This is a genomic window from Streptomyces sp. F63, from assembly GCF_018070345.1.
GTDB lineage: Bacteria > Actinomycetota > Actinomycetes > Streptomycetales > Streptomycetaceae > Streptomyces.
In genome coordinates this window covers 40,739-62,166 of the sequence record NZ_JAGPXX010000011.1, presented here as the reverse complement: position 1 = coordinate 62,166, position 21,428 = coordinate 40,739, and the positions used below count along the sequence as shown (strand labels likewise).

21 protein-coding genes and 1 pseudogene are annotated in these 21,428 nt (G+C 74.9%); 12 read left to right on the top strand and 10 right to left on the bottom strand.

What is annotated here, in order from left to right:
- Positions 1-92: 92 nt before the first annotated feature.
- The gene (locus KBZ10_RS14285) at positions 93-530 is read right to left on the bottom strand and encodes a protein-tyrosine phosphatase family protein (protein ID WP_210987986.1); all 438 of its coding nucleotides are present in this window, start codon (positions 528-530) and stop codon (positions 93-95) included.
- A 255-nt stretch (positions 531-785) separates the two neighbouring features.
- Positions 786-1,541, bottom strand: a pseudogene (locus tag KBZ10_RS14280) (glycosyl hydrolase family 5); the annotation flags it as partial.
- Between the two features lie 104 nt (positions 1,542-1,645).
- Between KBZ10_RS14280 and KBZ10_RS30310 the strand changes: the two are divergent.
- Together KBZ10_RS30310 and KBZ10_RS30305 are read left to right on the top strand one after the other, a co-directional pair.
- A complete protein-coding gene (locus tag KBZ10_RS30310; protein WP_307847420.1) occupies positions 1,646-2,041 on the top strand; it encodes a hypothetical protein in 396 nt (131 codons plus the stop codon).
- Positions 2,038-2,289 (top strand): hypothetical protein, encoded by a 252-nt coding sequence (locus KBZ10_RS30305; RefSeq protein ID WP_307847418.1) that lies wholly within the window; start codon positions 2,038-2,040, stop codon positions 2,287-2,289. The genes KBZ10_RS30310 and KBZ10_RS30305 overlap by 4 nt, the downstream gene beginning before the upstream one ends.
- A 208-nt stretch (positions 2,290-2,497) precedes the next feature.
- Here KBZ10_RS30305 and KBZ10_RS14270 read toward each other — a convergent pair whose 3' ends face one another.
- Together KBZ10_RS14270 and KBZ10_RS14265 are read right to left on the bottom strand one after the other, a co-directional pair.
- Complete coding sequence (locus KBZ10_RS14270) at positions 2,498-3,163, bottom strand: DUF4360 domain-containing protein (RefSeq protein ID WP_210987984.1); 666 nt, start codon at positions 3,161-3,163, stop codon at positions 2,498-2,500.
- Positions 3,164-3,686: 523 nt separating this feature from the next.
- Positions 3,687-4,334 carry a DUF4360 domain-containing protein gene (locus tag KBZ10_RS14265; protein ID WP_210987983.1) on the bottom strand — a complete coding sequence of 216 codons (648 nt, stop codon included), beginning with the start codon at positions 4,332-4,334 and terminating at the stop codon, positions 3,687-3,689.
- Between the two features lie 942 nt (positions 4,335-5,276).
- Between KBZ10_RS14265 and KBZ10_RS14260 the strand changes: the two genes are divergently transcribed.
- Entirely contained in the window at positions 5,277-5,648 is a 372-nt protein-coding gene (locus KBZ10_RS14260; protein ID WP_210987982.1) for a DUF779 domain-containing protein, read from the top strand.
- Between the two features lie 36 nt (positions 5,649-5,684).
- Here the strand turns inward: KBZ10_RS14260 and KBZ10_RS14255 are convergent, their stop codons facing one another.
- The 5 genes from KBZ10_RS14255 to KBZ10_RS14235 form a co-directional block, all read right to left on the bottom strand.
- Positions 5,685-5,879, bottom strand: coding sequence for a hypothetical protein (locus KBZ10_RS14255; RefSeq protein ID WP_210987981.1), 195 nt, complete (start codon positions 5,877-5,879; stop codon positions 5,685-5,687).
- A gap of 134 nt (positions 5,880-6,013) precedes the next feature.
- Positions 6,014-6,907, bottom strand: coding sequence for a phosphatidylinositol-specific phospholipase C/glycerophosphodiester phosphodiesterase family protein (locus KBZ10_RS14250; RefSeq protein WP_210987980.1), 894 nt, complete (start codon positions 6,905-6,907; stop codon positions 6,014-6,016).
- A gap of 442 nt (positions 6,908-7,349) precedes the next feature.
- Positions 7,350-8,531, bottom strand: coding sequence for an acyl-CoA dehydrogenase family protein (locus KBZ10_RS14245; protein ID WP_210987979.1), 1,182 nt, complete (start codon positions 8,529-8,531; stop codon positions 7,350-7,352).
- Complete coding sequence (locus tag KBZ10_RS14240; RefSeq protein WP_210987978.1) at positions 8,528-9,745, bottom strand: acyl-CoA dehydrogenase family protein; 1,218 nt, start codon at positions 9,743-9,745, stop codon at positions 8,528-8,530. Before KBZ10_RS14240 ends, KBZ10_RS14245 begins: the two co-directional genes overlap by 4 nt.
- Positions 9,746-9,762: 17 nt before the next feature.
- Positions 9,763-10,746 carry an NADPH:quinone oxidoreductase family protein gene (locus tag KBZ10_RS14235; RefSeq protein WP_210987977.1) on the bottom strand — a complete coding sequence of 328 codons (984 nt, stop codon included), beginning with the start codon at positions 10,744-10,746 and terminating at the stop codon, positions 9,763-9,765.
- 462 nt (positions 10,747-11,208) lie between these two features.
- Here KBZ10_RS14235 and KBZ10_RS14230 point away from each other — a divergent pair, with 462 nt between their 5' ends.
- From KBZ10_RS14230 to egtD, 6 genes are all read left to right on the top strand, one after another.
- Positions 11,209-12,108, top strand: a complete 900-nt coding sequence (locus KBZ10_RS14230) for a glycoside hydrolase family 19 protein (protein WP_210987976.1) — start codon at positions 11,209-11,211, stop codon at positions 12,106-12,108.
- Positions 12,109-12,443: 335 nt separating this feature from the next.
- Positions 12,444-13,742: a S1 family peptidase gene (locus tag KBZ10_RS14225; protein WP_210987975.1), complete on the top strand. Its 1,299-nt coding sequence runs from the start codon at positions 12,444-12,446 to the stop codon at positions 13,740-13,742.
- Between the two features lie 581 nt (positions 13,743-14,323).
- The gene (gene egtA, locus KBZ10_RS14220; protein ID WP_210987974.1) at positions 14,324-15,634 is read left to right on the top strand and encodes an ergothioneine biosynthesis glutamate--cysteine ligase EgtA; all 1,311 of its coding nucleotides are present in this window, start codon (positions 14,324-14,326) and stop codon (positions 15,632-15,634) included.
- Entirely contained in the window at positions 15,631-17,007 is a 1,377-nt protein-coding gene (egtB, locus tag KBZ10_RS14215; protein WP_210987973.1) for an ergothioneine biosynthesis protein EgtB, read from the top strand. The genes egtA and egtB overlap by 4 nt, the downstream gene beginning before the upstream one ends.
- 76 nt (positions 17,008-17,083) lie before the next feature.
- Entirely contained in the window at positions 17,084-17,839 is a 756-nt protein-coding gene (gene egtC, locus KBZ10_RS14210; protein WP_210987972.1) for an ergothioneine biosynthesis protein EgtC, read from the top strand.
- On the top strand, positions 17,836-18,804 hold the full coding sequence (gene egtD / locus KBZ10_RS14205) for an L-histidine N(alpha)-methyltransferase (RefSeq protein ID WP_210987971.1): 969 nt from the start codon (positions 17,836-17,838) through the stop codon (positions 18,802-18,804). The genes egtC and egtD overlap by 4 nt, the downstream gene beginning before the upstream one ends.
- Before the next feature lie 27 nt (positions 18,805-18,831).
- Here the strand turns inward: egtD and KBZ10_RS14200 are convergent, their stop codons facing one another.
- The gene (locus KBZ10_RS14200; protein ID WP_374223355.1) at positions 18,832-19,077 is read right to left on the bottom strand and encodes a DUF1932 domain-containing protein; all 246 of its coding nucleotides are present in this window, start codon (positions 19,075-19,077) and stop codon (positions 18,832-18,834) included.
- A 353-nt stretch (positions 19,078-19,430) separates the two neighbouring features.
- Between KBZ10_RS14200 and KBZ10_RS14195 the strand changes: the two genes are divergently transcribed.
- The 3 genes from KBZ10_RS14195 (at position 19,431) to KBZ10_RS14185 (ending at position 21,313) form a co-directional block, all read left to right on the top strand.
- Complete coding sequence (locus KBZ10_RS14195; RefSeq protein WP_307847416.1) at positions 19,431-19,799, top strand: DUF3140 domain-containing protein; 369 nt, start codon at positions 19,431-19,433, stop codon at positions 19,797-19,799.
- 103 nt (positions 19,800-19,902) lie between these two features.
- Positions 19,903-20,118, top strand: a complete 216-nt coding sequence (locus KBZ10_RS14190; RefSeq protein ID WP_210987969.1) for a dodecin — start codon at positions 19,903-19,905, stop codon at positions 20,116-20,118.
- Between the two features lie 187 nt (positions 20,119-20,305).
- Entirely contained in the window at positions 20,306-21,313 is a 1,008-nt protein-coding gene (locus KBZ10_RS14185; protein WP_247702373.1) for a rod shape-determining protein, read from the top strand.
- Positions 21,314-21,428: the final 115 nt, after the last annotated feature.

Sequence of the window (21,428 nt, the reverse complement as noted above, 5' to 3'; positions counted from 1 at the left end):
GACACGGAACCCCCGCACGGCCGGAGGAGGCGGACGGAGCGGACGGGGCACATCCGTGGCTGCGCGGGCGGCCCGGGAGGGCGGGCGCCCGGTCAGCCGGAGAAGCGCCGGACGTACCGCCGCTGCCAGGGCGTCTCGACGGCCCGTCCGTCATAGCCCCGGCGGACGAACTCCACGGCGCGGTCGGCCCGCACGCCGTCCAGGACGGCGAGGCAGGCCAGCGCGGTGCCCGTACGGCCGCGGCCGCCGCCGCAGGCGATCTCGACGCGCTCGCCCTCGTCACCGGCGCGTTCCCACGCCGCACGGAGGACGGCCCGGGCCTCCGCCCCGTCGGCGGGCAGCCGGAAATCCGGCCAGCGCAACCAGCGGGATTCCCAGGGGACTTCGGGGGGACGCCCGCCCAGCAGGTACACGCCGTACGTGGGTTCGGGGCCCGCCGGAAGCGGCCGCCGCAGCGCGCGGCCCCGGACCGTGCGCCCGGACGGCAGCCGCAGAACGCCGGTGTCCGAGGGCTGCCACGTTCCCGTCACCCGTTCACGGTATCCGGCGGCGCCCGCCCGCGGGGCCGGAAGGCGCCGGCCCGCGGCGCGGCGCCGCCCTCCCCACCGGCGCGCGAGCGGGAATCCGCGCCCCGCACCCGGCCCGCGCCGGAGGACCCGTCCGCCGGCGCGGCGGTCCCGGCCGGCCGTCCCGGCGCCGGGCCGCCGGGCCGCGGCGCGCCGGAGGCGGTGGGGCGCCCCCGGCGCGCCTGACGGCGGCACCGTTCGCGACGGGTGCGCTCAGCCGTTCACGGACGCGGAGAAGGACTGCACGCCCAGCCCGGCGCCGCCGCTCCACGGCTCGAAGCCGGCCTGGATGCTGGTCATGTACCAGTTGTTGCCGGCCATGCCGCGGCCCACGGTCTCCCTGACGAAGTCCATGACGTCGAAGCTCCAGCCGGGGAGGGCGGACGGGGAGACGAAGGAGATGACGTCGTTGCCGCCGTTGTTCCCGGTCCACACCTCCCAGCTGCGTCCGCCGACGTTCGCCGTACCGACCTGCGAGCCGATGGGCTGGATCGGGCCGACCCGGTTGAACCAGATCATGATCTCCGTCCGGTTGACGCCGGTCCGCTTCGGCTCCGGGTCGAGCCAGATGTCGTAGGACGCGTTGTAGACCGCGTCCGAGGTGTACTGGTAGGAGATGCTGCTCGGCGCGCTGCCGATGGAGCCGATCTGCATCGGCAGCCTGCTGCCCGGCGAACAGTTTCCGTAGTGGCAGCCGGTGTAGACCGACGGGTAGGACTTGGGGGCGCCGTCGGTCGAGACGCTGCCGTCGGCCTGGGTGATCCGGAAACCGCTGCCGGTGACGTCGATGCACTGGGTGGCGCCGGTGCCCCACCGGTTGTTCTGCACCACGTACTGACCCTGGACGGTGGAGGTCCCGTACTGCTCGCAGATCACCGGCTCGGCCGCGGCCGGCGGAGCCGTGACCGCGAAGGAGGCCAGCGAACCGAGGACGACCAGGAGTGCCGTGGCGGCGGAGCGTATGCGGAGTTTCATGAGATCCCTTCAGCGGTTGCGGATGGAGGGGGTGGAGCGTGGGAGCGCTCCCATTCACATGCGCCGGAGCGGACTGTATGACTCCGACGGGAGACTGGCAAGGGATGCCACCCTGCGGGTCCCAGCGCTCCCCGCCCTCCGCGGCCGGCGGAACCCGCGGCCCGCACCCGGACAAGGAGGCCGGCACGACCGGAGACACCCGGCGGGACCCGCGGCCGGACGGCGTCCTGCTCGTCCACACCGCCCACTTGGACGGCGCCTCCCGGCAGGCCGCGCGGGATCTTCCCGACCTGGTCTTCGAGGGCGGGATGACCGGCGACGACCGGGAACACGCCCTCGGCGGCCGGCATGCGCCGGCCTGGGAGGACGGCGAGCTGACCGGGCACGCCTCCCTCGTCCGGCGGCGCCGCCGCACCGCGGCCGGGCGCTGCGCGCCGGGTACGTCGAGGGCGTGGGTGTACGCCCGGACCGGCAGGGCCGCGGTCACGGCTCGGCCATGAGGGCGGCGCTGGAAGGGGTGCTGCGCGGCGCCTGCGAGGTGGGCGCCCTCGGATCCTCCGACGACGGCGCGCGGTTCTGCGCGGGGCGGGGCCGGCGGCGCTGGACGGGTCCCACCTTCGCGCTCACGCCGGACGGTGCGGTCCGCACCGCGGAGGAGGACGGCTGCATCCACGTGTTCCCGGTCTCGGCCCCGCTGGAGCTGCCCGGCGACCTCGTCTGCGACCGGCGTGACGGGGACGTGTGGTGAGCGGCCGGCTCCGGCCCGGGCCGGAGCCGGACACGGGGCGGGGGCGCGGAGCCGTGGTGCCGGCTCCGCGCCCGTCACCCCGCCGGGCGCGACCGGCGCGCGCGGCCGTGCCCAGCGGGGAGTTGCTGCTGTGCCGGATGGACCGGAGAGGCCGTTCCGGTCGGTGGCGACGGCCGGCCGGGCCGGTGTCATCCGGGGTGGTCAGCCCTCACGCGTCGCCGGGCTCACACCGCTTCCAGGCCATCTGGTAGGTGGTGTCGACGGAGCCGTCGGTGGAGTCCATCGTCATCAGACTGGTGGTCTCCTTGGTGTCCGACGTACCGGCGTTGACGCGCAGCTCCGTGTTGATGTTGAAGTTGCGGATCTCACCGCAGGGCGCCCAGACCAGCGCGGGCAGCTCGGTGGTGTGCGTGACCTGCCAGTTGTCGTCGAGCGGTCCGGCGAACTGCTCCTGCCGGGAGTCCGTGTTGGACGCCCCCTGGAAGTAGTACGACGCCTTCTGCATCGCGCTGGCGCCGTCCTCCAGGTACGCGTAGCCGCGGTAGTCCACCTTGGCGATGGCGTACGTGAAGCCCTGCGGGACCTGCATCGCCAGGTTGAGCTGGCAGTTCTTTCTGAAGTCGGTCGGCTTGGCCCCGACGCCGACCATGGCGAGGTAGTCGCTGTAGGTCACGGTGAAGGCCGTGTTGTCCTCGGAGACGGCGACGGCGGCCGTCCCCGCCGGGCAACCCGAGCCATTGACGGTCGCAACCGTGATGATCATCTTGTCGGTCGGCACATCCGTGAAGTACGGCGGCGTCGCGATCGGGCCCGGAATGAATGAGGTGGCGAACAACGCTGTTGCCGCGCCGGCCGCTGCGAGTACACCGGACATGGTTCTCCAATCGGTCTGCTGTGGACCGCGCCGGGATACAGGGAACGCCCCGGCGCCGTTTGCTGTGTGGAACCCGCCGAACCCCTGCCGGCACCGCCGCGGACTTCCCGCCGCCCCTACGTGGCGTGCGTTCGGGAGAATCCTGTGTTCTCGGCATGGAAAGGGCTCGGAAGAGAAGACCCCGTGTTCTCGTTTCGCATGGCCCGTCCCCTCTGCGGACCAAGGGCATTCCGAGGGGGTGGGGTGGCCCCCGCGCCCCGGCAGCCGCTGCCGTGGGGCGCGGGGGTGTCGCCCCGGGCCGTTCGAGTTCCGCAACCGTGCGGCACACGTGTCCCGCAGGTCCGGAGTGGGGGGTGCTGGTATCCGGTCACCAGTCCTCGGGTCTGGGTCACCGGTTGTGCGTCCCGCGGTGTTCCGTTCTCCCGCTCGTGGACCACGCTCCGCGGTCCACGGCCGGCTCCCGGGCCGTGAACCCCGGCGGGCGCCCGGGACGCCACCGCGCGCGGGCAGCGCGCGGAGCCCGTCAGCTACCGCATTCCTTCCAGGCCATGTGGTAGACCGTGCTGACCGCGGCGTCCGTGGAGTCCATGGTCATGAAGCTGGTCGTGTTCTTGGTGTCCGAGTCGCCACCGTCGACCCGCAGTTCGGTGTTGATGTTGAAGTTGCGCTTCACGCCGCAGGGGGCCCAGACCAGCTCGGCGTACTCCTTGCTGGCCGACGCCTGCCAGTTGTTGTCGAACGGGCCGTTGAAGGTGCGCGAGGTGGTGCTCGTCTCGGAGGAGCCCTGGTGGTAGTACGACGCCTTCTGCAGGCCGGCGGCACCGTCCTCCAGGTAGCCGTAGCCGCGGTAGTCGACCTTCGCGATCGCGTAGGTGAAGCCCTGGGGCACGATCACGTCCAGGTTGAGCTGGCAGTTCTTTCTGAAGTCGGTCGGCGAGGCGCCGACGCCGACCTGGGCGAGGTAATCGCTGTAGGTCACGGTGAAGGCCGTGTTGTCCGGGGAGACGGCGACGGCGGCCGTCCCTGCCGGGCAGCCCGAGCCGTTCACGGTGTTGACGGAGAGCTGGATCTTCTCCGTCGGGACGGTCTCCTCGGCGGAGACGGTGGAAGCGGTCAGCGTGGAAGCGAGTAACGCCGCGGCAGCCCCACTTGCCAGAAGTACACCGGACATGATTCTCCAATCGATCGTCGTGGACCATGACGGAAGGGGGACGATCCCGAATCCGCCCACACTGAACGAGGCCCGGAAAGTCGCGGCGGAACGCCGGCGTGCCAGAGCCTCATCCGGGCAGCGCACCGGCCCCGGGCAACAACGCGGCACGGCGCGTCGCGGAACAGGGTGGGAAAGCTGGCGCTGCTGTCCGGACTCCCGGAGGTCCTCTGCGGAGACAGGGGCACGACGGTACGGATCGGCACTCACGGCGGCCGGCCGGCGCATTCCGACGGCCCGACTGCCTGACGCGGCGGGGCGCTTCGGCCCGGTTACGGATTCCACCGGTGCGTTCGGCGCGCCACCAGGGGACGCTGAGTATCAAAACGTACGGCCTGCCGGATCGGGAGGCCAGGTGATGGGTCCGCCATTCCGGCGTCATGACCTGGCCTCCTGCTGACCCGTGGGGGGGCAGGGGTGGGAGCGCTCCCACAGTAGGAGGTTCCCCAGGACCATGACAAGGGCGTGGGTCTCACTCGGGAAACACGGCCGAAACAAATGCGTCCGGGCCGGGCGGCGAACTCGACCGGCAGGCCGAATCGTCCGGTGAGACGGCAGGCGCGCACCGGAATATGGCCACGCCGGGCACCGGAAGCCCTTTCCGGTGACCTTCCGCCGGAGTCCGGTCAGTGAGTTCTGGCCACAAGCCGGAAACGGTGACCGGCTATTCGTTCCGCTCCGGATTACCGCGCACCGCGGAACCCGCTGTGCGCGCGGCAGGCCGCGGCGGGCCGTGCCGTCGCGCCTCCCGGAACGGCTCCGCCCCGGCGAGGCGTTCCCGCCCGGACCGGCGGCGCACGGGGCTTGCCGCCCTCCCGCGCAGGGTGTGACCGTGGGACGGCGGCGCCGCGCCCGGAGCCGTGGCCATCGGTGAGGGCCCCTTCCACGAGTTGCGGAGCGGACATGAGTGACAGCGCGGACACGGCCAGGGTGGAGCTGACCACACCGGCGGCGGACTTGCTGCGAAGGCTGCGGGAGGCGCACGGGCCGCTGATGTTCCACCAGTCGGGCGGGTGCTGCGACGGCAGCGCGCCGATGTGCTACCCGGCCGGGGAGTTCAGGACGGGCGGGGCCGATGTGCTGCTGGCGGAACTGGCGGTCGACGGGGTGCCGGAGCGGGTGCCGTTCTGGATGTCGGCCGGCCAGCACGAACGGTGGAGCCACACCCGGCTGATCGTGGACGTGGTGGAGGGCCGGGGCAGCGGATTCTCCCTGGAAGCCCCCGAGGGCGTCCGCTTCCTCATCCGGTCCCGGCTGCTGGCGGCGGAGACGTGACAGGCCGGGGGCCCGTTGTGCCGCCGGCCCCCGCGGTCAGGGGCGGAAGCCGCTCACGAGCTGCGCGGTGGCCGAGATCCCGTGGTAGACGGAGGGCGCGATACCGGTGCCCGCGACCAGGAAGCCCACCACGGCGCACAGGATCGCGTGGGAGGTCTTGAGGGACCCGCTCCGCAGGAAGATCAGCGTGATGACCAGGAGCAGCAGAAGCACGGAGACGGACACGACCATCGCGGACAACCTCCTCGGCCGGCCGGGGGATACGGCCGGGACGTGGTACGGAGCGGCTCTGGGGCGTCAGTGTGGCCCATGGCGCGCTCCGTACCGGCCGTCCGTCCGTCCGCCGATCGGGTACTGACCGAGCGTTATCGCCGCTGCCCGTCGTGGCGGTCGAGGAATGCCTCCAGGCCGGCCAGGTCGTCGGTGTTGACGTGGTCGGCTCCCGCGGCCAGGAGTTCCGACCAGACGGCGTCGCGCCCCGGGCCGGGCGTGTCGGGGGTGGCCCAGAAGCGCACCCGCCGGTGTTCGCGGTGAGCGGTGGCGACGATCTCGTGGAGCCTCCCGCGCTCGGCGGCGGGCATCGGTCCCACGCCCCGCCAGCCGAAGCTGTGGGTCCAGTTGCTGCTGATCAGCGGGATGAGGGAGGCGGGGGACGCGCCGCCCAGGTCGTCGAGGCGGCCGTCGTAGAAGGCGTACCGCAGGCGCTGGGCCTCCATCGGCCCGCGGGCGGCGCGGTCACCGGAGATCACGGCGGTGACCGCGCCGGGGCGGACCCGGCCGTCCACGGCCGCGCTCAGCATCCGCCGGTAGCGGTGCAGCCGCCGGTGGAGTGCGAGATAGCTCGCCTCGCCGGTGTTCTTGAGGTCGATGAGGAGTTGCACGGGCGTGCGGTGGCCGGGATACACCGTGCCGCGGTGGGCGCGCACCCGGCGCAGCAGCGGTTCGAGGTAGAGCCTCTCCAGGGTGCGTCCGGGGGTGAGGTCCCCCGCGTCGTGTCCCACCAGGAGTTGGCCCCCGGTCAGCCAGATGTCGGCCTCGACGCCGGTGAACCGGTGGTCGAGGGCGTCGAGGAGAGGGCGGGGGTGTTCGTAGTCGTTGTGCGCGTGGGCCCGGCGGAGGGGCGCGGGGCCCGGGCGCACCGCCGCCGGGGCGGGCGCGGCCGTCGCCGCGCGGGCGGCGGCCGGTGCGGCCGCGGTGCCGGCGAGAGCGGCGGCGAAGGAGGTGACGAGCGTGCGGCGGGCGGGGCGTGCGAGGGCCATGAAGCCTCCCAGGCGGACGGCACGGCGGGGGCGGCCGCGTGGGCGCCGCGGTGCGCGGAGCTCACGGACCGGTGGGAACCGTGCCCGAGTATGACGGCCCGGGGGGCCGCCGGCACCCCCGACGCCGTTGCCGACGGCGGGAGTTGACCGGCCGTTTCCCTGCCCGTCGCCGTGGCCGTGCCCGTGCCGTGCCCGTGCCCGTGGCCGTCGCCGTGCCCGTGCCGTGGCCGTGCCCGTGCCGTGGCCGTGCCCGTGCCGTGGCCGTGCCCGTGCCGTGGCCGTGCCCGTGCCGCGGTCGTGCCCGTGCCGCGGTCGTGCCCGTGGCCGTGGCCGTCGCACGGGCGGCGGACCGGGGCCCGCGCCGTGCGCCGGCGGGCCGCACGGGCCGGGGGAGGGCCTTCCCCCCACGGAGGTCCTCCCCCGGCCCGGTTTCCGTGCCGCGTCAGGGGGACGGGGCGGGGAGGGCCACCAGCGCGGCGAGGGCCTCCCGGTGCCGTCCCGCGGTGCCGAGTGCGGTGGCGTCCGCCTTGGCCCGCTTGAGGTAGAGGTGGGCGGGGTGTTCCCAGGTCATGCCGATGCCTCCGTGCAGCTGGACGCACTCCTCCGCGGCGTGGACGGCCGTCCGCGAGCAGTGGGCCTGGGCGACGGCCACGGCCACGGGCAGGTCGGGGGAACCGGTGGCGAGGGCGTCGGCCGCGTTGCGGGCCGCGGCCCGGGCGGAGACGATGTCGAGCCAGAGCGCGGCGAGCCGGTGCTTCAGGGCCTGGAAGGAGCCGACGGGGCGGTTGAACTGGTGCCGCTCCCGGGTGTGCCGCACCGTTTCGGCGAGGCACCACTCGGCGATGCCGAGCTGTTCGGAGGCGAGCAGTCCGGCTCCGGCGGACAGCGCGCGCCGGATGGCGGCTTCGGCCGTCTCCGGGCCGGCGACCAGCCGGGCGGGGGCGCCCTCGAAGGTGGTGTCGGCGAGGGGGCGGGTGAGGTCGAGGGGCTCCCGCGGGGCGATGCCGGCACCGGGCGCCGCCGTGTCCACGGCCCAGAGGCCGAGTCCGCCGGGCCCCTCGGCCGGGACGAGCAGGGTCCGGGCCTCCGCGGCGTCGGCGACGCCGCGCACGGTGCCGGTGAGCGCGGCACCGTCATCGGCCCGTACGGTCGCCGTGGGGCGCGGGCCGGGAGGGGTGGACCAGGGCATCGCCAGGGCGGCGGTGGTGCGGCCGGCGGCGAGCTCGGCCAGCAGCGCGGCGGTCTCCGCACCGTCCTCCGGCCCGGCGCCGAGCAGCGCCTCCACGGCGATGACGGCACTGGTCAGGTAGGGCGACGGGGCAGCGGCGCGGCCGAGCTCCTCCAGGACGACGGCCGCCTCGCGGGCCGAGGCGCCCTGCCCGCCGAGCGTCTCCGGCACGAGCAGCCCGGCGGTGCCCATGCCGGCGCCGAGCGCCGTCCACAGCTCCGGGTCGTACGGCCGGCCGGTCTCGGTCCGGGCGAGGACGGCGCCCGGCTCGCAGCGGTCGGTGAGGAGGGACCGCACGGCGGAGCGCAGGTCCTCCTCCGCCTCGGAGTACAGCAGGTCCGGTACGGGCTGCTCCGCGGGGGCGGTGGCCGGGGCGGGGCCGGTGGTGGCGCTCATCGGGCCAGTTCCTTCCAGGGGACGTCCTTGTCGGTGCGCGGTTCGGGGGGCAGGCCGAGGACGCGTTCGGCGACGATGTTGAGCAGGACCTCGGAGGTGCCGCCCTCGATGGAGTTGCCCTTGGCGCGCAGGTAGCGGTACCCGGCGTCGCGTCCGGTGAAGTCGACGTGCTGCGGGCGGACCATCGTCCAGTCCTGGTAGGTGAGTCCGTCGTCGGCGAGGAGTTCGACCTCCAGGCCGCTGATCTCCTGGGCGAGCCGGGCGAAGCCCAGTTTCATGGCCACGCCCTCGGGTCCGGGCTGGCCCGTGGCGAGCTGCTGCCCGAGGCGGACGGCGGCGAGGCGGGCGGCCTCGGCCTCGACCCACAGGCCGAGCAGCCGCTGGTGCAGGTCGTGGGTGCGCAGTTCGGGCCGTTCCCGCCAGGTGGCGGCGGCCTTGCCGATCATGCCGCCCTCGCGCGGGATGCGGCCGCCGCCGATGGCGACGCGCTCGTTGTTGAGGGTGGTCTGGGCGACCTTCCAGCCGTCGCCGATCTCCCCGAGCCGGTGGCTGTCGGGAATGCGCACGCCGGTGAGGAAGACCTCGTTGAACTCGGCCTCGCCGGTGATCTGGCGCAGCGGGCGCACTTCCACGCCCGGGTCGGTCATGTCGCAGAGGAAGTAGGTGATGCCGCGGTGTTTGGGCTGGTCCGGGTCGGTGCGGGCGATGAGGATGGCCCAGCGGGCGATGTGGGCGCTGGAGGTCCACACCTTCTGGCCGTCGACGATCCAGTCGCCGGTGCCGTCCTCGCGCACGGCGCGGGTGGCGAGGGCGGCGAGGTCGGAGCCGGCGCCGGGCTCGCTGAAGAGCTGGCACCACACCTCCTCGCCGGTCCACAGGGGCCGCAGGAAGCGCTGCTTCTGCTCGTCGGTGCCGTAGCGGAGGATGGTCGGGGCGGCCATGCCGAGGCCGATGCCGATCCGGCGGGGGTCGTTGCCGGGGGCGCCGGCCGCCTCCAGTTCGGTGTCGACGACCCGCTGCAGGGAGCGGGGGGCGCCGAGGCCGCCGAGCCCTTCGGGGAAGTGCACCCAGGCGAGTCCGGCGTCGAAGCGGGCCCGGAGGAACTCCTCGCGGGGTGTGGTGGCGGGGTCGTGGGCGTCGAGCAGGTCCCGGACGCGGCGGCGCAGCCCGTCGGCGTCCGGTGCCGGCTGCGGTGCGGCGGCGTTGCGCGGCATGTCGCGGCTCCTCGGGATCAGTTGGGGGTGACGACGACGCGGCCGGTGGTCAGGCCGTCGGCCACGCGCTGGACGGCCGCGGCGGCCCCGTCGAGCGGTACGCGCTCGCTGACCAGGGGTTTGATCGCGCCCCGGGCGGCGAGTCCGGTGAGTTCGGCGTGGCAGGCACGGACGGCGGCCGGGTCCTTGGTGTTGTAGAGGCCCCAGTGGAGGCCGAGGATCGAGTAGTTCTTGACCAGGGCGTGGTTGAGGCCGGGGGCGGGGACGGTGCCACCGGCGAAGCCGACGACGACCACGCGTCCCTCGAAGGCGATGCACTTGACGGACTTGGCGTAGGCGTCGCCGCCGACCGGGTCGTAGACCACGTCGGCGCCCCTGCCGCCGGTGGCCTCCTTGACGGCGGCGGCGATGTCGTCGGTGTGCCGGTCGATGACGAGGTCGCAGCCCAGTTTCCGGGCCACGGCGGCCTTCTCCGCTCCGCCGGTGACGCCGATGACGGTGGCCCCGGCGGCCTTGCCGAGCTGGACCGCGGCGCTGCCGACCCCGCCCGCGGCCGCGTGCACCAGCAGGGTTTCCCCGGGCTGGAGCCGGGCCCGGCGGTGCAGTCCGAACCAGCCGGTCTGGTAGCCGATGTGCAGGGCGGCGGCCTCGGCGTCGTCGAGTGCCTCCGGAGCGGGGAGCACGGTGGCGTCATCGGCGACGGTGAGTTCGGCGAAGCCGCCTCCGGGCAGCGGCGGCTGGGCGAGGACCCGGGCGCCGGTCTCGGTGCGCGCCCCGTCCCCGGCCGCGACGACCTCGGCGCAGACCTCGACTCCGGGGGTGAACGGCAGGGGCGGCCGGACCTGGTACTGGCCGCGGCAGAGCAGCGCGTCGGGGAAGTTGACGTTGGCGGCGCGGACCCGCAGCAGCAGCTGCCCGGGGCCCGGCACCGGGTCGGGCACCTCGTCGAGGCGCATCACCTCGCGCGGTTCGCCGTTCTCGTGTACGCGCCATGCCTTCATCCGGTGGCCTCCGTGAACCGTTCCGTAGAGCGTCGACAAGTGACAGGGGAGCTGAGGGGGCGAGGGGGTACCGCCCCGCCAGCGGCATACTAAGCGGTCGCTCTGCTCGGAGAACAGAGGCCGGGCGAGATCCCTGCCGTGACCCCGTGGCCCCCACGGGCTTCCGGGCCCCGGCCGCCGCGGACCCGCGGAGCCACGCGTCCGGTCCGGCCCCGGCGCCGGCAGGGGCGGTGGGGGCCACGCGCCGACACCTCCCGGACGCCTGGCGCCTGCCCGTCTCCCGGAAGGAATGGTGGTCTAGACCTTGACCGGTGTAGACCAATGCGGTTGAGTGCCTCACCGACCCCCATCGGCCGGCCCGGCGACCGCCCGGCCGCGGCGCGCCCCTGCCCGCGGACGGCGCGCGGCCCCGTACCGGTGCCGGCCCGAAGCGGCGACCTGCCGCACAAAAGGAGTGATCCCGTGTCGCGACGTCTGCCGGCGTTACTCACCGCTCTGCTGGTCTGCTGCGGACTGGCGGTCCTGCCCGCGGCCGCGTCGGCCGCCCCCGCCCCCGCGGCCCGGACCGCGGCCTGCTCGGCGCCCGACTGGGTGGCCGGACAGTGGTACGCGGCCGGCCAGGTCGTCCGCTACACCGACGGCCGCTACTACCGCGCCGAACACGACAACCCGGGGTACGACCCGGTGATCAGCACCTGGTACTGGGAGCCGCACTCCTGCGAAGGCGGCGAACCGGCGCCCGGCGGCTTCGTGGTGAGCGCGGCGCAGTTCCAGCAGATGTTCCCGAACCGGAACCCGTTCTACACCTACAGCGGTCTGACGGCGGCCCTGAGCGCGTACCCCGCCTTCGCCACCACCGGCAGCGACACCGTCAGGCGGCAGGAAGCGGCCGCCTTCCTCGCCAACGTGGCGCACGAGACGGGCGGCCTGGTGCACATCGTCGAGCAGAACACCGCCAACTACCCGCACTACTGCGACACGTCCCGGCCCTACGGCTGCCCCGCGGGGCACGACGCGTACTACGGCCGCGGGCCCATCCAGCTGAGCTGGAACTTCAACTACCAGGCAGCCGGTGACGCCCTCGGCATCGACCTGCTGAACAACCCGTTCCTGGTCCAGAACGACGCGGCCGTGGCCTGGAAGACCGCCCTGTGGTACTGGAACACCCAGAGCGGCCCCGGCACCATGACCGGCCACACCGCGATGACCGGCGGGCACGGCTTCGGCCAGACCATCCGCAGCATCAACGGCAGCCTGGAGTGCGACGGGAAGAACCCGGCGCAGGTGCAGAGCCGCATCGACAACTACCGGCGTTTCACGGACATCCTCGGCACCGTCCCGGGGGGCAATCTGTCCTGCTGAGCCGCACCGCCCCGGTCGCCCGTACGCCCGCCACGGCACGCCGCCGCGGCGGGCGTACGGCGTGCGCACGGCCCTCGCGGAGGCGGGTGACGGCCCCGGCCGCGCCCCGTCACCGCCGCGGGTTTCCCATCAATTCTCCTTCCGCTTGAGGCAATCCGGACCGCCGTACGTAGCTGATGGGTGAACAGGCGCACGGGGAGCCGGAGACCGCAACCGCTCGGCGTCTGTCCGTACGGCAGGAGGATCCGGACCCCCGGTCCCTCCCCGCCGCAGCCCCACAAGCCGGGCCGGCCGGCCCCCAGCGGCCGGCCCGCCCCCCGATGGAGGTCAGTCAGTTGAGCCACCGACGAGTCAACAAGCGGACGGGCGCGATCGCCGCGGCCTCCGCAGCCGCCCTCGCGGGAGCGGTGATCCTGCTGCCGAACGCGAACGCCAGTGACGAGAAGGAGGCCGCCCCCAGAACGTTCGCCGGCCCGGCCGCGGCGAAGACCGGCACGGCCCTCGCTGCCGACCTGGGCGCCGACGCCGCGGGCTGGTACTTCGACGGCGAGTCCGGCCGGCTCGTCATGAACGTCCTGGACGAGGAAGCCGCGGAGACCGCGCGCGCCAAGGGCGCCGAGGCGCGGATCGTGGACAACAGCATGGCGGAGCTGAAGGCCGCCACGCAGACGCTCAGCGACCGGGCGTCGATCCCGGGCACCGCCTGGTCGATCGATCCCAGGACCAACAAGGTCTCCGTCCTCGCCGACCGCACCGTGACGGGCGACCGGCTCGCCGAGCTGGAGCAGGCCACGGACGGCATGGCGGGCCTGGTGACCGTCAAGCGCAGCCAGGGCGAGTTCAAGCCGTTCGCGGACGGCGGCGACGCCATCTTCGGCGGCGGCTCGCGCTGCTCCCTCGGCTTCAACGTGGACGTGAACGGCGCCCCGGGCTTCCTGACCGCCGGTCACTGCGGCAACATCGCCGCGGCCTGGACGAACGACCAGGCCGGCGCCGAACCGCTGGGCACCACCGCCGAATCGGTGTTCCCCGTCAGCGACTTCGCCCTGGTGATGTACGACGACCCGGCGACGGAGGCCCCCAGCACGGTCGATCTGCAGGACGGCACCACGCAGGAGATCACCGGGGCCGCGGAGGCCAGCGTCGGCATGGAGGTGCAGCGCTCCGGCAGCACCACCGGCCTCAGTGACGGCACGGTGACCGGCCTCAACGCCACCGTCAACTACGGCAACGGCGACATCGTCAACGGGCTGATCCAGACGGACGTCTGCGCCGAGCCGGGCGACAGCGGCGGCGCCATGTTCTCCGGCACCTCGGCCGTGGGCCTGACCTCGGGCGGCAGCGGTGACTGCACCCAGGGCGGCGAGACCTTCTTCCAGCCGGTGACCACCGCCCTGGAGGCCGTGGGCGCGACGATCGGCGCCGGTGGCGCGGGTGCCGGTGGCGGCGCCGGTGCGGGCGGCGAGGCCGGTGACGGCGCCGCCGGCGAGCAAGCCGGCGGCGAGGGCGGCATCGGCGCGGGCGACGAGGGCGCCGGTGCCGGTGAAGAGGGCCTCGGTGGCGGGGCGGACCGCCGGGACGGGCAGGGCTCCCGGGGCGGCTTCTCCGGCGCCGGTGCGGGCCACGGGTCGTAACACCCGCGGAAGGCGGCCGGGAAAGGCCCGCCCCTCCCACTCCGCGCACGTCACACACTCCGCGTGATCCGGGCGCGGGGTCCGGGCACCTCTCCCCTGGCGCCCGGACCCCGCGCCCGTCCGCGCTCTCCGCGCGCGTTCCGGGCCGCCCGGGCCGGGCGCGGCGCTCCCGCCCTTCCCGGGCCCGCGGGATCACGGCAGCCCGTCACCGCCGCGGACGGGCCGGTCCCGTCACCCGCCCGTCCGCGGCTCCCTCCCCGTTGCCTCCGTCCGTCCCGCGGCACTCCGCCCCGCCCGCCGTCCACACCGGCACCCGCCCCGGGCCGGGCCGCCACCGCTCCCGTGCCGCGGGCCGGAGCGGCCGGTGTCCCCCCCGGGGACGGAGGCGGAGGGCGGGTCCTCAGCGGATGCACGACGGCGATCAGGTGGTGTGCGGCGGCACGCGTACACCCGCGATGAGCGGGAACGAGGGCCGGGAGGCGCTCTTGAGCGCCTCCGCCGCAGCGGGTTAGGTGATGCGGGACGGCACCGGTTCACCTACCGTGAGCAGGTGCCGCCGCCTCACCGGGAGGTACCGGACCATGACCGATGTCTTCAACGCGCCCATTCCCCCGCCGGAGCCCCGCGCCCGGCCCGTCACCGCCGCCGAGGTCGACGCCCAGGTGCGCGGCGTCTGCTTCAAGACCGGGCCGCCGCGCAGACTCGGTGTGGAACTCGAATGGTTCATCCACGACGCCGGTGATGCCCGCGCCCCCGTCGACCCGGGCCGGCTCTCCGCCGCCCACGCCGCCCTCAGCGGCCTGCCCCTCCGCTCCGCCCTCACCTTCGAGCCCGGCGGGCAGATCGAGCTGAGCTCTCCCCCGGCCGGTTCCCTCGCCGCCTGTGTGGCGGACGCGGCCGCCGATCTGCGCCGCGTGCGCGCCGCCCTGGCCGCCCGCGGCCTGGCCCTCGCCGGGCACGGCCACGACCCGTGGAACCCGCCGCGCCGGCTGCTCACCGCCCCCCGCTACCGCGCCATGGAGGCGTACTTCGACCGCGCCGGCCCCGCCGGCCGCTCCATGATGTGCGCCACCGCCTCCGTCCAGGTGTGCCTGGACGCGGGACACGAGGAGCCCGGCCCGCTCGGCCACGCCCACCGCTGGCGGCTGGCCCATCTGCTCGGGGCCGTGCTCGTGGCGGCCTTCGCCAACTCACCGCTCCGGCAGGGCGCCCCCACCGGCTGGCGGTCCACCCGGCAGGCCCTCTGGGCCGAACTCGACCCCGGCCGCGCCCTGGCACCCCCCGGCGGGCCGGAGCCGCGCACCGCCTGGGCCGCGTACGCCCTGGACGCACCCGTCATGTGCGTCCGCTCCGGCAACGGCGGACCGTGGACCGTACCGCCGGACGGCCTCACCTTCCGCCACTGGATCGCGGGCGGCGCCCCCCGGCCCCCCACGGCCGACGATCTCGCCTACCACCTGACCACCCTCTTCCCCCCGGTCCGGCCGCGCGGCCATCTGGAACTGCGCATGATCGACGCGCAGCCCGGCGAGAACGGGTGGATGGTGCCGCTCGCGGTGACCGCCGCCCTGTTCGACGACGCCGCCGCCTCCGCGACGGCCGCCCGGGCCGTCGAACCGCTCACCGCCACCGCCGGCACGGACCCCCCGCCCGGCAACCCGCTGTGGCGGATCGCGGCCCGCCACGGCCTCGCCGACCCCGCGCTCCGCGCCGCTGCCGAGACCTGCTTCGCCGCCGCCCGCGAGGCGCTGCCCCGGCTCGGGGCACCGCCCGCCGTGCGGGACGCGGTGGCGGAGTTCACGGAACGCTACGTCTCCCGGGGCCGCTGCCCCGCCGACGACCTGCTCGATCTGTACGGACAGCCGGCACCAGGGAAGGACAGCCGCCCATGACGGCCACCGAACGCACCAGCCCCGCCGCCCGCGACACCGCCGAGAGCGTCCTCCCCGCGACCGCCCCGGACGCCTTCCGCCGCCGGGCCGCCGACGCCCTCACCGCCGCCCGCGACCGGACCGCCCTGCTCACCTCCTGTGTCGACGACCCCGAACTCACCGCGCAGCACTCCCCGCTGATGTCCCCGCTCGTCTGGGACCTCGCCCACATCGGCAACTTCGAGGACCAGTGGCTCCTCCGCGCCGTCGGCGGCCGCGAAGCGCTCCGCCCCGATGTCGACGCCGTCTACGACGCCTTCGAACACCCGCGCGCCAAGCGTCCCTCCCTGCCGCTGCTGCCGCCCGGCGAGGCCCGCCACTATGTCGCCGACGTGCGGGCCCGGGCCCTCGACGTCCTGGCGGACACCCGGCTGGAGAACCGGGAACTGACCGACGCCGCCTTCGCCTTCGGCATGATCGCCCAGCACGAGCAGCAGCACGACGAGACCATGCTGATCACCCACCAGCTGCGCCGCGGCCCGGCCGCACTGACCGCTCCCCCGCCCCCGCCGGCCCCCTCCGACGCCGCCTCGCTGCCAGCCGAAGTCCTCGTGCCCGGCGGTCCGTTCACCATGGGAACCTCCGCCGAGCCCTGGGCCCTCGACAACGAGCGGCCCGCGCACCCGCGCGACCTCCCGGCCTTCCTCATCGACACCGTCCCCGTCGGCAACGGCGCCTATCTGCGCTTCCTGGAGGACGGCGGCTACGACGACCCGCGCTGGTGGGCGCCCGGGGGCTGGGCGTACCTCCGCGAACACGGCCTGCGCGCCCCGCTGTTCTGGCGCCGCGAGGGCTCCGGCTGGGTCCGCCGCCGGTTCGGTGTCACGGAACCCGTACCGCTGGACGAGCCCGTGCTCCACGTCAGCTGGTACGAGGCGGACGCCTACGCCCGCTGGGCCGGCCGGCGCCTGCCCACCGAGGCCGAATGGGAGAAGGCGGCACGCCACGACCCGGCCACCGGCCGCTCGCGCCGCTACCCCTGGGGCGACGCCGACCCGGGGCCGGACCACGCCAACCTCGGTCAGCGGCACCTGCGGCCCGCGCCCCTGGGCAGCTGGCCGCGCGGCGCGTCACCGCTCGGCGTACGGCAGCTCATCGGCGACGTGTGGGAGTGGACGGCGAGCGACTTCCTGCCCTACCCGGGCTTCCGCGCCTTCCCCTACCGCGAGTACTCGGAAGTGTTCTTCGGCCCGGAGCACAAGGTGCTGCGCGGCGGCTCCTTCGCCGTCGACCCGGTCGCCTGCCGGGGCACCTTCCGCAACTGGGACCTGCCGGTGCGCCGCCAGATCTTCGCCGGCTTCCGCACGGCCCGCGACCTGCCGGAGAGCGCGTGACCGCCCGGCGCGGGCCCGCGCCCGCCTGCTCCGCGTCCCGCCCGCTGCCCGCGGCCACCGGACGGAGGTGCGGCTGATGTGCCGGCACGTGGCCTACCTGGGCCCGGCCGTCCCCTGGCGGGACGTCCTCGTCACCCCCGGGCACGGGCTGTACCGCCAGTCCTGGGCGCCGCGCCGCCAGCGGTACGGCACCGTCAACGCCGACGGCTTCGGCATCGGCTGGTACGCGGACGGCGACCCGGTGCCCGCCCGCTACCGCCGCGCCGGTCCCATCTGGGCCGACCAGTCCTTCGCCGACCTCGCCCGGGCGGTGCGCACCCGCGCGCTGCTCGCGGCCGTACGGGACGCGACCGAAGCCGGCGCCGACGGTGAGGCGGCCGCCGCGCCCTTCGCCGCCGGGCCCTGGCTGTTCAGCCACAACGGGGCCCTCACGGGCTGGCCCGGCTCGGCCGCCCCGCTCGCCGCCGCGCTTCCGCCCGAGGACCTGCTGGGACTGCAGGCGCGCTGCGACTCCGCCTTCGTCTGGGCCCTGGTCCTCCACGCCCTGCGGCGCGGCGACGCCCTCGGCGACGCGCTCTCCGCAGCCGTCGAACAGCTGGCCGCGGCGGCGCCCGGCTCCCGGCTCAACCTGCTGCTCACCGACGGCACCACCGCCGCCGCCACCGCCTGGGGCGACACCCTCTGGTTCCTGGCCGATCCGGCAGCCGGCCGCACCGTCGTGGCCTCCGAGCCCTACGACGACGATCCGCGCTGGACCGAGGCGCCCGACCGCACCCTGCTGACCGCCACCCGCACCGATGTTCTCCTGACCCCGCTCAAGGAGCCCGCGTGAGTCCGTTCGCCGTCACCCGCACGCTGCCCGCCGACGCCACCGCCGACGCCCTGCGCACCGACGTCCTCCGCGGCCTCTCCGGCCGCCCCAGGGAACTGCCGCCCAAGTGGTTCTACGACGCCCGCGGCAGCGCGCTGTTCGAGCGGATCACGCGGCTGCCCGAGTACTACCCGACCCGCGCCGAACGGGAGATCCTCGCCGCCCGCGCGGACGCCGTGGCCGCGGCGAGCGGTGCCCGCACGCTGGTGGAGCTCGGCTCCGGCTCCTCGGAGAAGACCCGCCACCTCCTGCGGGCCCTCGGCGGCCTGCGGGCCTACGTACCCGTCGACGTCAGCGAGTCGGCACTGCGGCAGGCCGGCGAGGGCCTGCTCGCGGACCATCCGGAGCTGGACGTCCACGCCCTGGTGGCCGACTTCCAGCACGGGCTCCGGCTCCCGGACACCCCCGGCCCGCGCCTGGTCGCGTTCCTCGGCGGCACCATCGGCAACTTGCTGCCCGCCGAGCGCGCCGCGTTCCTGACCGCCGTGCGCGGCCTGCTCTCCCCCGGCGACACGCTGCTGCTCGGCACCGACCTGGTGAAGGACGAACGGACGCTGGTGGCGGCCTACGACGACGCCGAGGGCGTCACCGCGGCGTTCAACAAGAACGTCCTGTCCGTCCTCAACCGCGAACTGGGCGCCGACTTCGACCCGGACGACTTCGACCACGTGGCGCTCTGGGACACGGAGCGCGAGTGGATCGAGATGCGGCTGCGCGCCCGGCACGCCCTGACCGCGAAGATCCCCGCCCTGGACCTGGCCGTCGCCTTCGACGCCGGTGAGGAGCTCCGCACCGAGGTCTCGGCGAAGTTCCGGCGGGAGGGCGTCCGGGAGGAACTGGCCGCCGCCGGAATGGAGTTGCGCCACTGGTGGACGGACGACGCGGGCCGCTTCGCCCTGTCGCTGGCGGCACCGGCGGAGGACTGAGCGGGCGGTCCGGGCGGGCCCGGCGCGTCACCCGCCGGGCCCGCCCTCCGCCCGCCAGGCCGCCTCGTCGCCCCCCTCGCCGGCTTCCGGCCCGGCCGGCATCCGGAGCAGCAGGTCCCGCGCGGCCCGGGCGACGACCGGCTCGATCCCCAGCTCCCGCACCGTCCCGGCGGCGGCCGCCATCTCGTCGGCGCGGCGTCCGGCGTGCCAACGGGTGCCGGTGACCAGCCGGTCCACGGTCCCGGCCCCGGCTCCGGCCAGTTCCGCGGCGATGTTCTCCGGCAGCCGTCCTGCGGAAGGAGTCGCCCGCCCCGGCCGCGGTCGCCGAGAAGACCTACGGCATCGCCCGCGACTTCCACGTCGACAGCGGCCTCGTCAAGACCGCCCCCTCCTTCCGGGACCTCGTTCCCGAGGCGTTCCGGTAGCAGCCCGCCCCGCCCCCACCCGCGCCGGGCACCGCCCCACCGGACGGTGGCGTGGCGGGGCCCGGCGCGACGGCGGTGGGCGGGAAGGCCTCCGGTCCCGCCCGTTTCCCCGCGTCCCTGACGGGCACCCGTGGGTGTCGTAAGCGATCGGCGTCGCAGACGCCCGGAGATCGACGGACAACCGGGCCCGGGAGGAACACCGTGGCTGACACATCGGCTCACATCTCCACCATCGAGCTCGACGCGCTCTGGGACGAGTTCCACCGCGTGGTCAACATGAACTCGGAGGAACTCGCCGCGTGGCTGCGGACGGAGTCCGCCGGCGAGGTCAGCGAGACCGAACCGGACCACTCCGGAACGCGGCTGGGCAGGCACGTCCTGCACATCCTGCAGAAGCGCCGCACCGACCTCACCGACGACGACATCCGGGTAATGCACAAGGTCGTCGACCGGGTGACCGACCAGCGGCGCGAGGACATGGAACCGGTGGCCGGACAGAGCACCTGGCGGCACCGGCTGATGAACATGGGCCACGACCCGCTGAAACCCCCGCGCGACAGCGGCCGGTGAGCCGGTACACCGCCCGGCCCTCCCGCCTCGCGCGCCCGTGCCCGCCGGGGCACGGTGGGTCGTGACCGCCCGCCCCCGCCCCGCACAGCCAGGGAGATCCGCCATGACCAACCACGTCTACCGGGTGACCGAGATCGTCGGCTCGTCGCACGAGGGGGTGGACGACGCAATCCGCAACGGCATCCGCCGCGCCTCGGAAACCCTCCGCCACCTCGACTGGTTCGAGGTGACGGAGGTGCGCGGCCAGATCAAGGACGGCCAGGTCGAGCACTACCAGGTCGGCCTGAAGGTCGGCTTCCGGCTGGAGGACGCCGGCTGACCGGCCCGCCCCGCCCGCCGGAGCCCTCCGGCCCGTCCCCCGAACGGGCCACCCGCCGTCCCCCGGCCGGACCGCCCCGGCGGGCACCCCCTCCGGGCCTGGCGGAGGCTGTACGGGAGCGGGCCCGCGCCCGCCCTCCGCACCGTCCCGCAGGGGAGGCCCCGACGTGCCCGTCAACATGGAAGAGATGCGCCGCTGCTCGGTCGCCGTGGACCTCGGCGCGTCGAGGAGCCGGGTGTACGTCAAGGACACCGGCCTCGTCGTCGACGAGCCGAGCGTCGCCGCCGTCAACACCCGGACCGGCGCACTCCTCGCCGTGGGCGAGCTCGCCGAGCGCATGACCGGGCGCACCCCCGAGCACATCCGGGTGGTCCGCCCCGTGCAGGGCGGCACGGTCGTCAACGTCGACCTGGCCCGCCGCATGCTGCGCCACCTCATCGGCGGAAAACTGCGCCACACCTGGATCCGCCGGCCCGGGATGCGGTTCGCCGCCTGTGTGCCGCACGACAGCGAACCGCTCGCCCAGCGCGCCCTGCGGGAGACGCTCACCGCGGTGGGCGCCCGCCGGGTGGAACTCGCCGACACCCTCATCTGCGCGGCCGTCGGCTCCGGACTCCCGGTGGAGCACCCGGAGGCGACGATGGTCGTGGTCTGCGGCGCCGGCACCACCCAGGTCGCGGTGCTGTCGCTCGGCTCGATCGTCGCCGCGGAGACCGTGCCGGCCGGCGGCGACTCCATCGACTACGCCGTCGTCGAGCATCTCCGCAGCCGCCACGGACTGCTGCTGCCGTACCCGGCCGTGCGCCCGCTGCGGATGATCCTGCACTCGGCGGAGCAGAGCCCCGCGGTGGCCGAGGTGCACGGCCGCGACGTGACCACAGGGCTGGCGCGGACCGTGACCGTGGACACCGAGAGCGTCCGGCAGGCCGTCGGCGGCCCGCTCACCGCCGTGCTCGACGCGATCCGCACCGTCCTGCGGCGCTGCCCGCCCGACCTCGTCGCGGACCTCTCCGAACGCGGCGTCGTCCTCGCCGGCGGCAGCGCCCTGCTGCCCGGACTGGACGCGATGCTGAGCCGCTCGACCGGGATGCCGGTGCACACCGCCGAGGCTCCGGACACCTGCGCCGTACGGGGGCTCGGCGCGATGATCGAGGGCAGGGTCGAGTCGATGCGCCTCGACCCCCTGGCCGGCTGACCGGGGCCGCCGCGGCGCACTCCGGCGCGTTCCGGCGGCCCGGTGCGCCCGCGCACCTCCCGCGGGACGGAGGGTTCGCCGGAGACCGCCGGAACGGGCGCGTGGGGAGACCGTG

Bases quoted from the DNA above. Each gene is read 5' to 3' on its own strand.
- KBZ10_RS14270 (WP_210987984.1), bottom strand. From the start codon at position 3,163: ATGTCCGGTGTACTCGCAGCGGCCGGCGCGGCAACAGCGTTGTTCGCC.
- egtC (WP_210987972.1), top strand. From the start codon at position 17,084: ATGTGCCGGCACGTGGCCTACCTGGGCCCGGCCGTCCCCTGGCGGGAC.
- KBZ10_RS14245 (WP_210987979.1), bottom strand. From the start codon at position 8,531: ATGAGCGCCACCACCGGCCCCGCCCCGGCCACCGCCCCCGCGGAGCAG.
- KBZ10_RS14190 (WP_210987969.1), top strand. From the start codon at position 19,903: ATGACCAACCACGTCTACCGGGTGACCGAGATCGTCGGCTCGTCGCAC.
- egtA (WP_210987974.1), top strand. From the start codon at position 14,324: ATGACCGATGTCTTCAACGCGCCCATTCCCCCGCCGGAGCCCCGCGCC.
- KBZ10_RS14250 (WP_210987980.1), bottom strand. From the start codon at position 6,907: ATGGCCCTCGCACGCCCCGCCCGCCGCACGCTCGTCACCTCCTTCGCC.
- KBZ10_RS14260 (WP_210987982.1), top strand. From the start codon at position 5,277: ATGAGTGACAGCGCGGACACGGCCAGGGTGGAGCTGACCACACCGGCG.
- egtB (WP_210987973.1), top strand. From the start codon at position 15,631: ATGACGGCCACCGAACGCACCAGCCCCGCCGCCCGCGACACCGCCGAG.
- KBZ10_RS14255 (WP_210987981.1), bottom strand. From the start codon at position 5,879: ATGGTCGTGTCCGTCTCCGTGCTTCTGCTGCTCCTGGTCATCACGCTG.
- KBZ10_RS14265 (WP_210987983.1), bottom strand. From the start codon at position 4,334: ATGTCCGGTGTACTTCTGGCAAGTGGGGCTGCCGCGGCGTTACTCGCT.
- KBZ10_RS14235 (WP_210987977.1), bottom strand. From the start codon at position 10,746: ATGAAGGCATGGCGCGTACACGAGAACGGCGAACCGCGCGAGGTGATG.
- KBZ10_RS14185 (WP_247702373.1), top strand. From the start codon at position 20,306: ATGCGCCGCTGCTCGGTCGCCGTGGACCTCGGCGCGTCGAGGAGCCGG.
- KBZ10_RS30305 (WP_307847418.1), top strand. From the start codon at position 2,038: ATGAGGGCGGCGCTGGAAGGGGTGCTGCGCGGCGCCTGCGAGGTGGGC.
- KBZ10_RS30310 (WP_307847420.1), top strand. From the start codon at position 1,646: ATGCCACCCTGCGGGTCCCAGCGCTCCCCGCCCTCCGCGGCCGGCGGA.
- KBZ10_RS14240 (WP_210987978.1), bottom strand. From the start codon at position 9,745: ATGCCGCGCAACGCCGCCGCACCGCAGCCGGCACCGGACGCCGACGGG.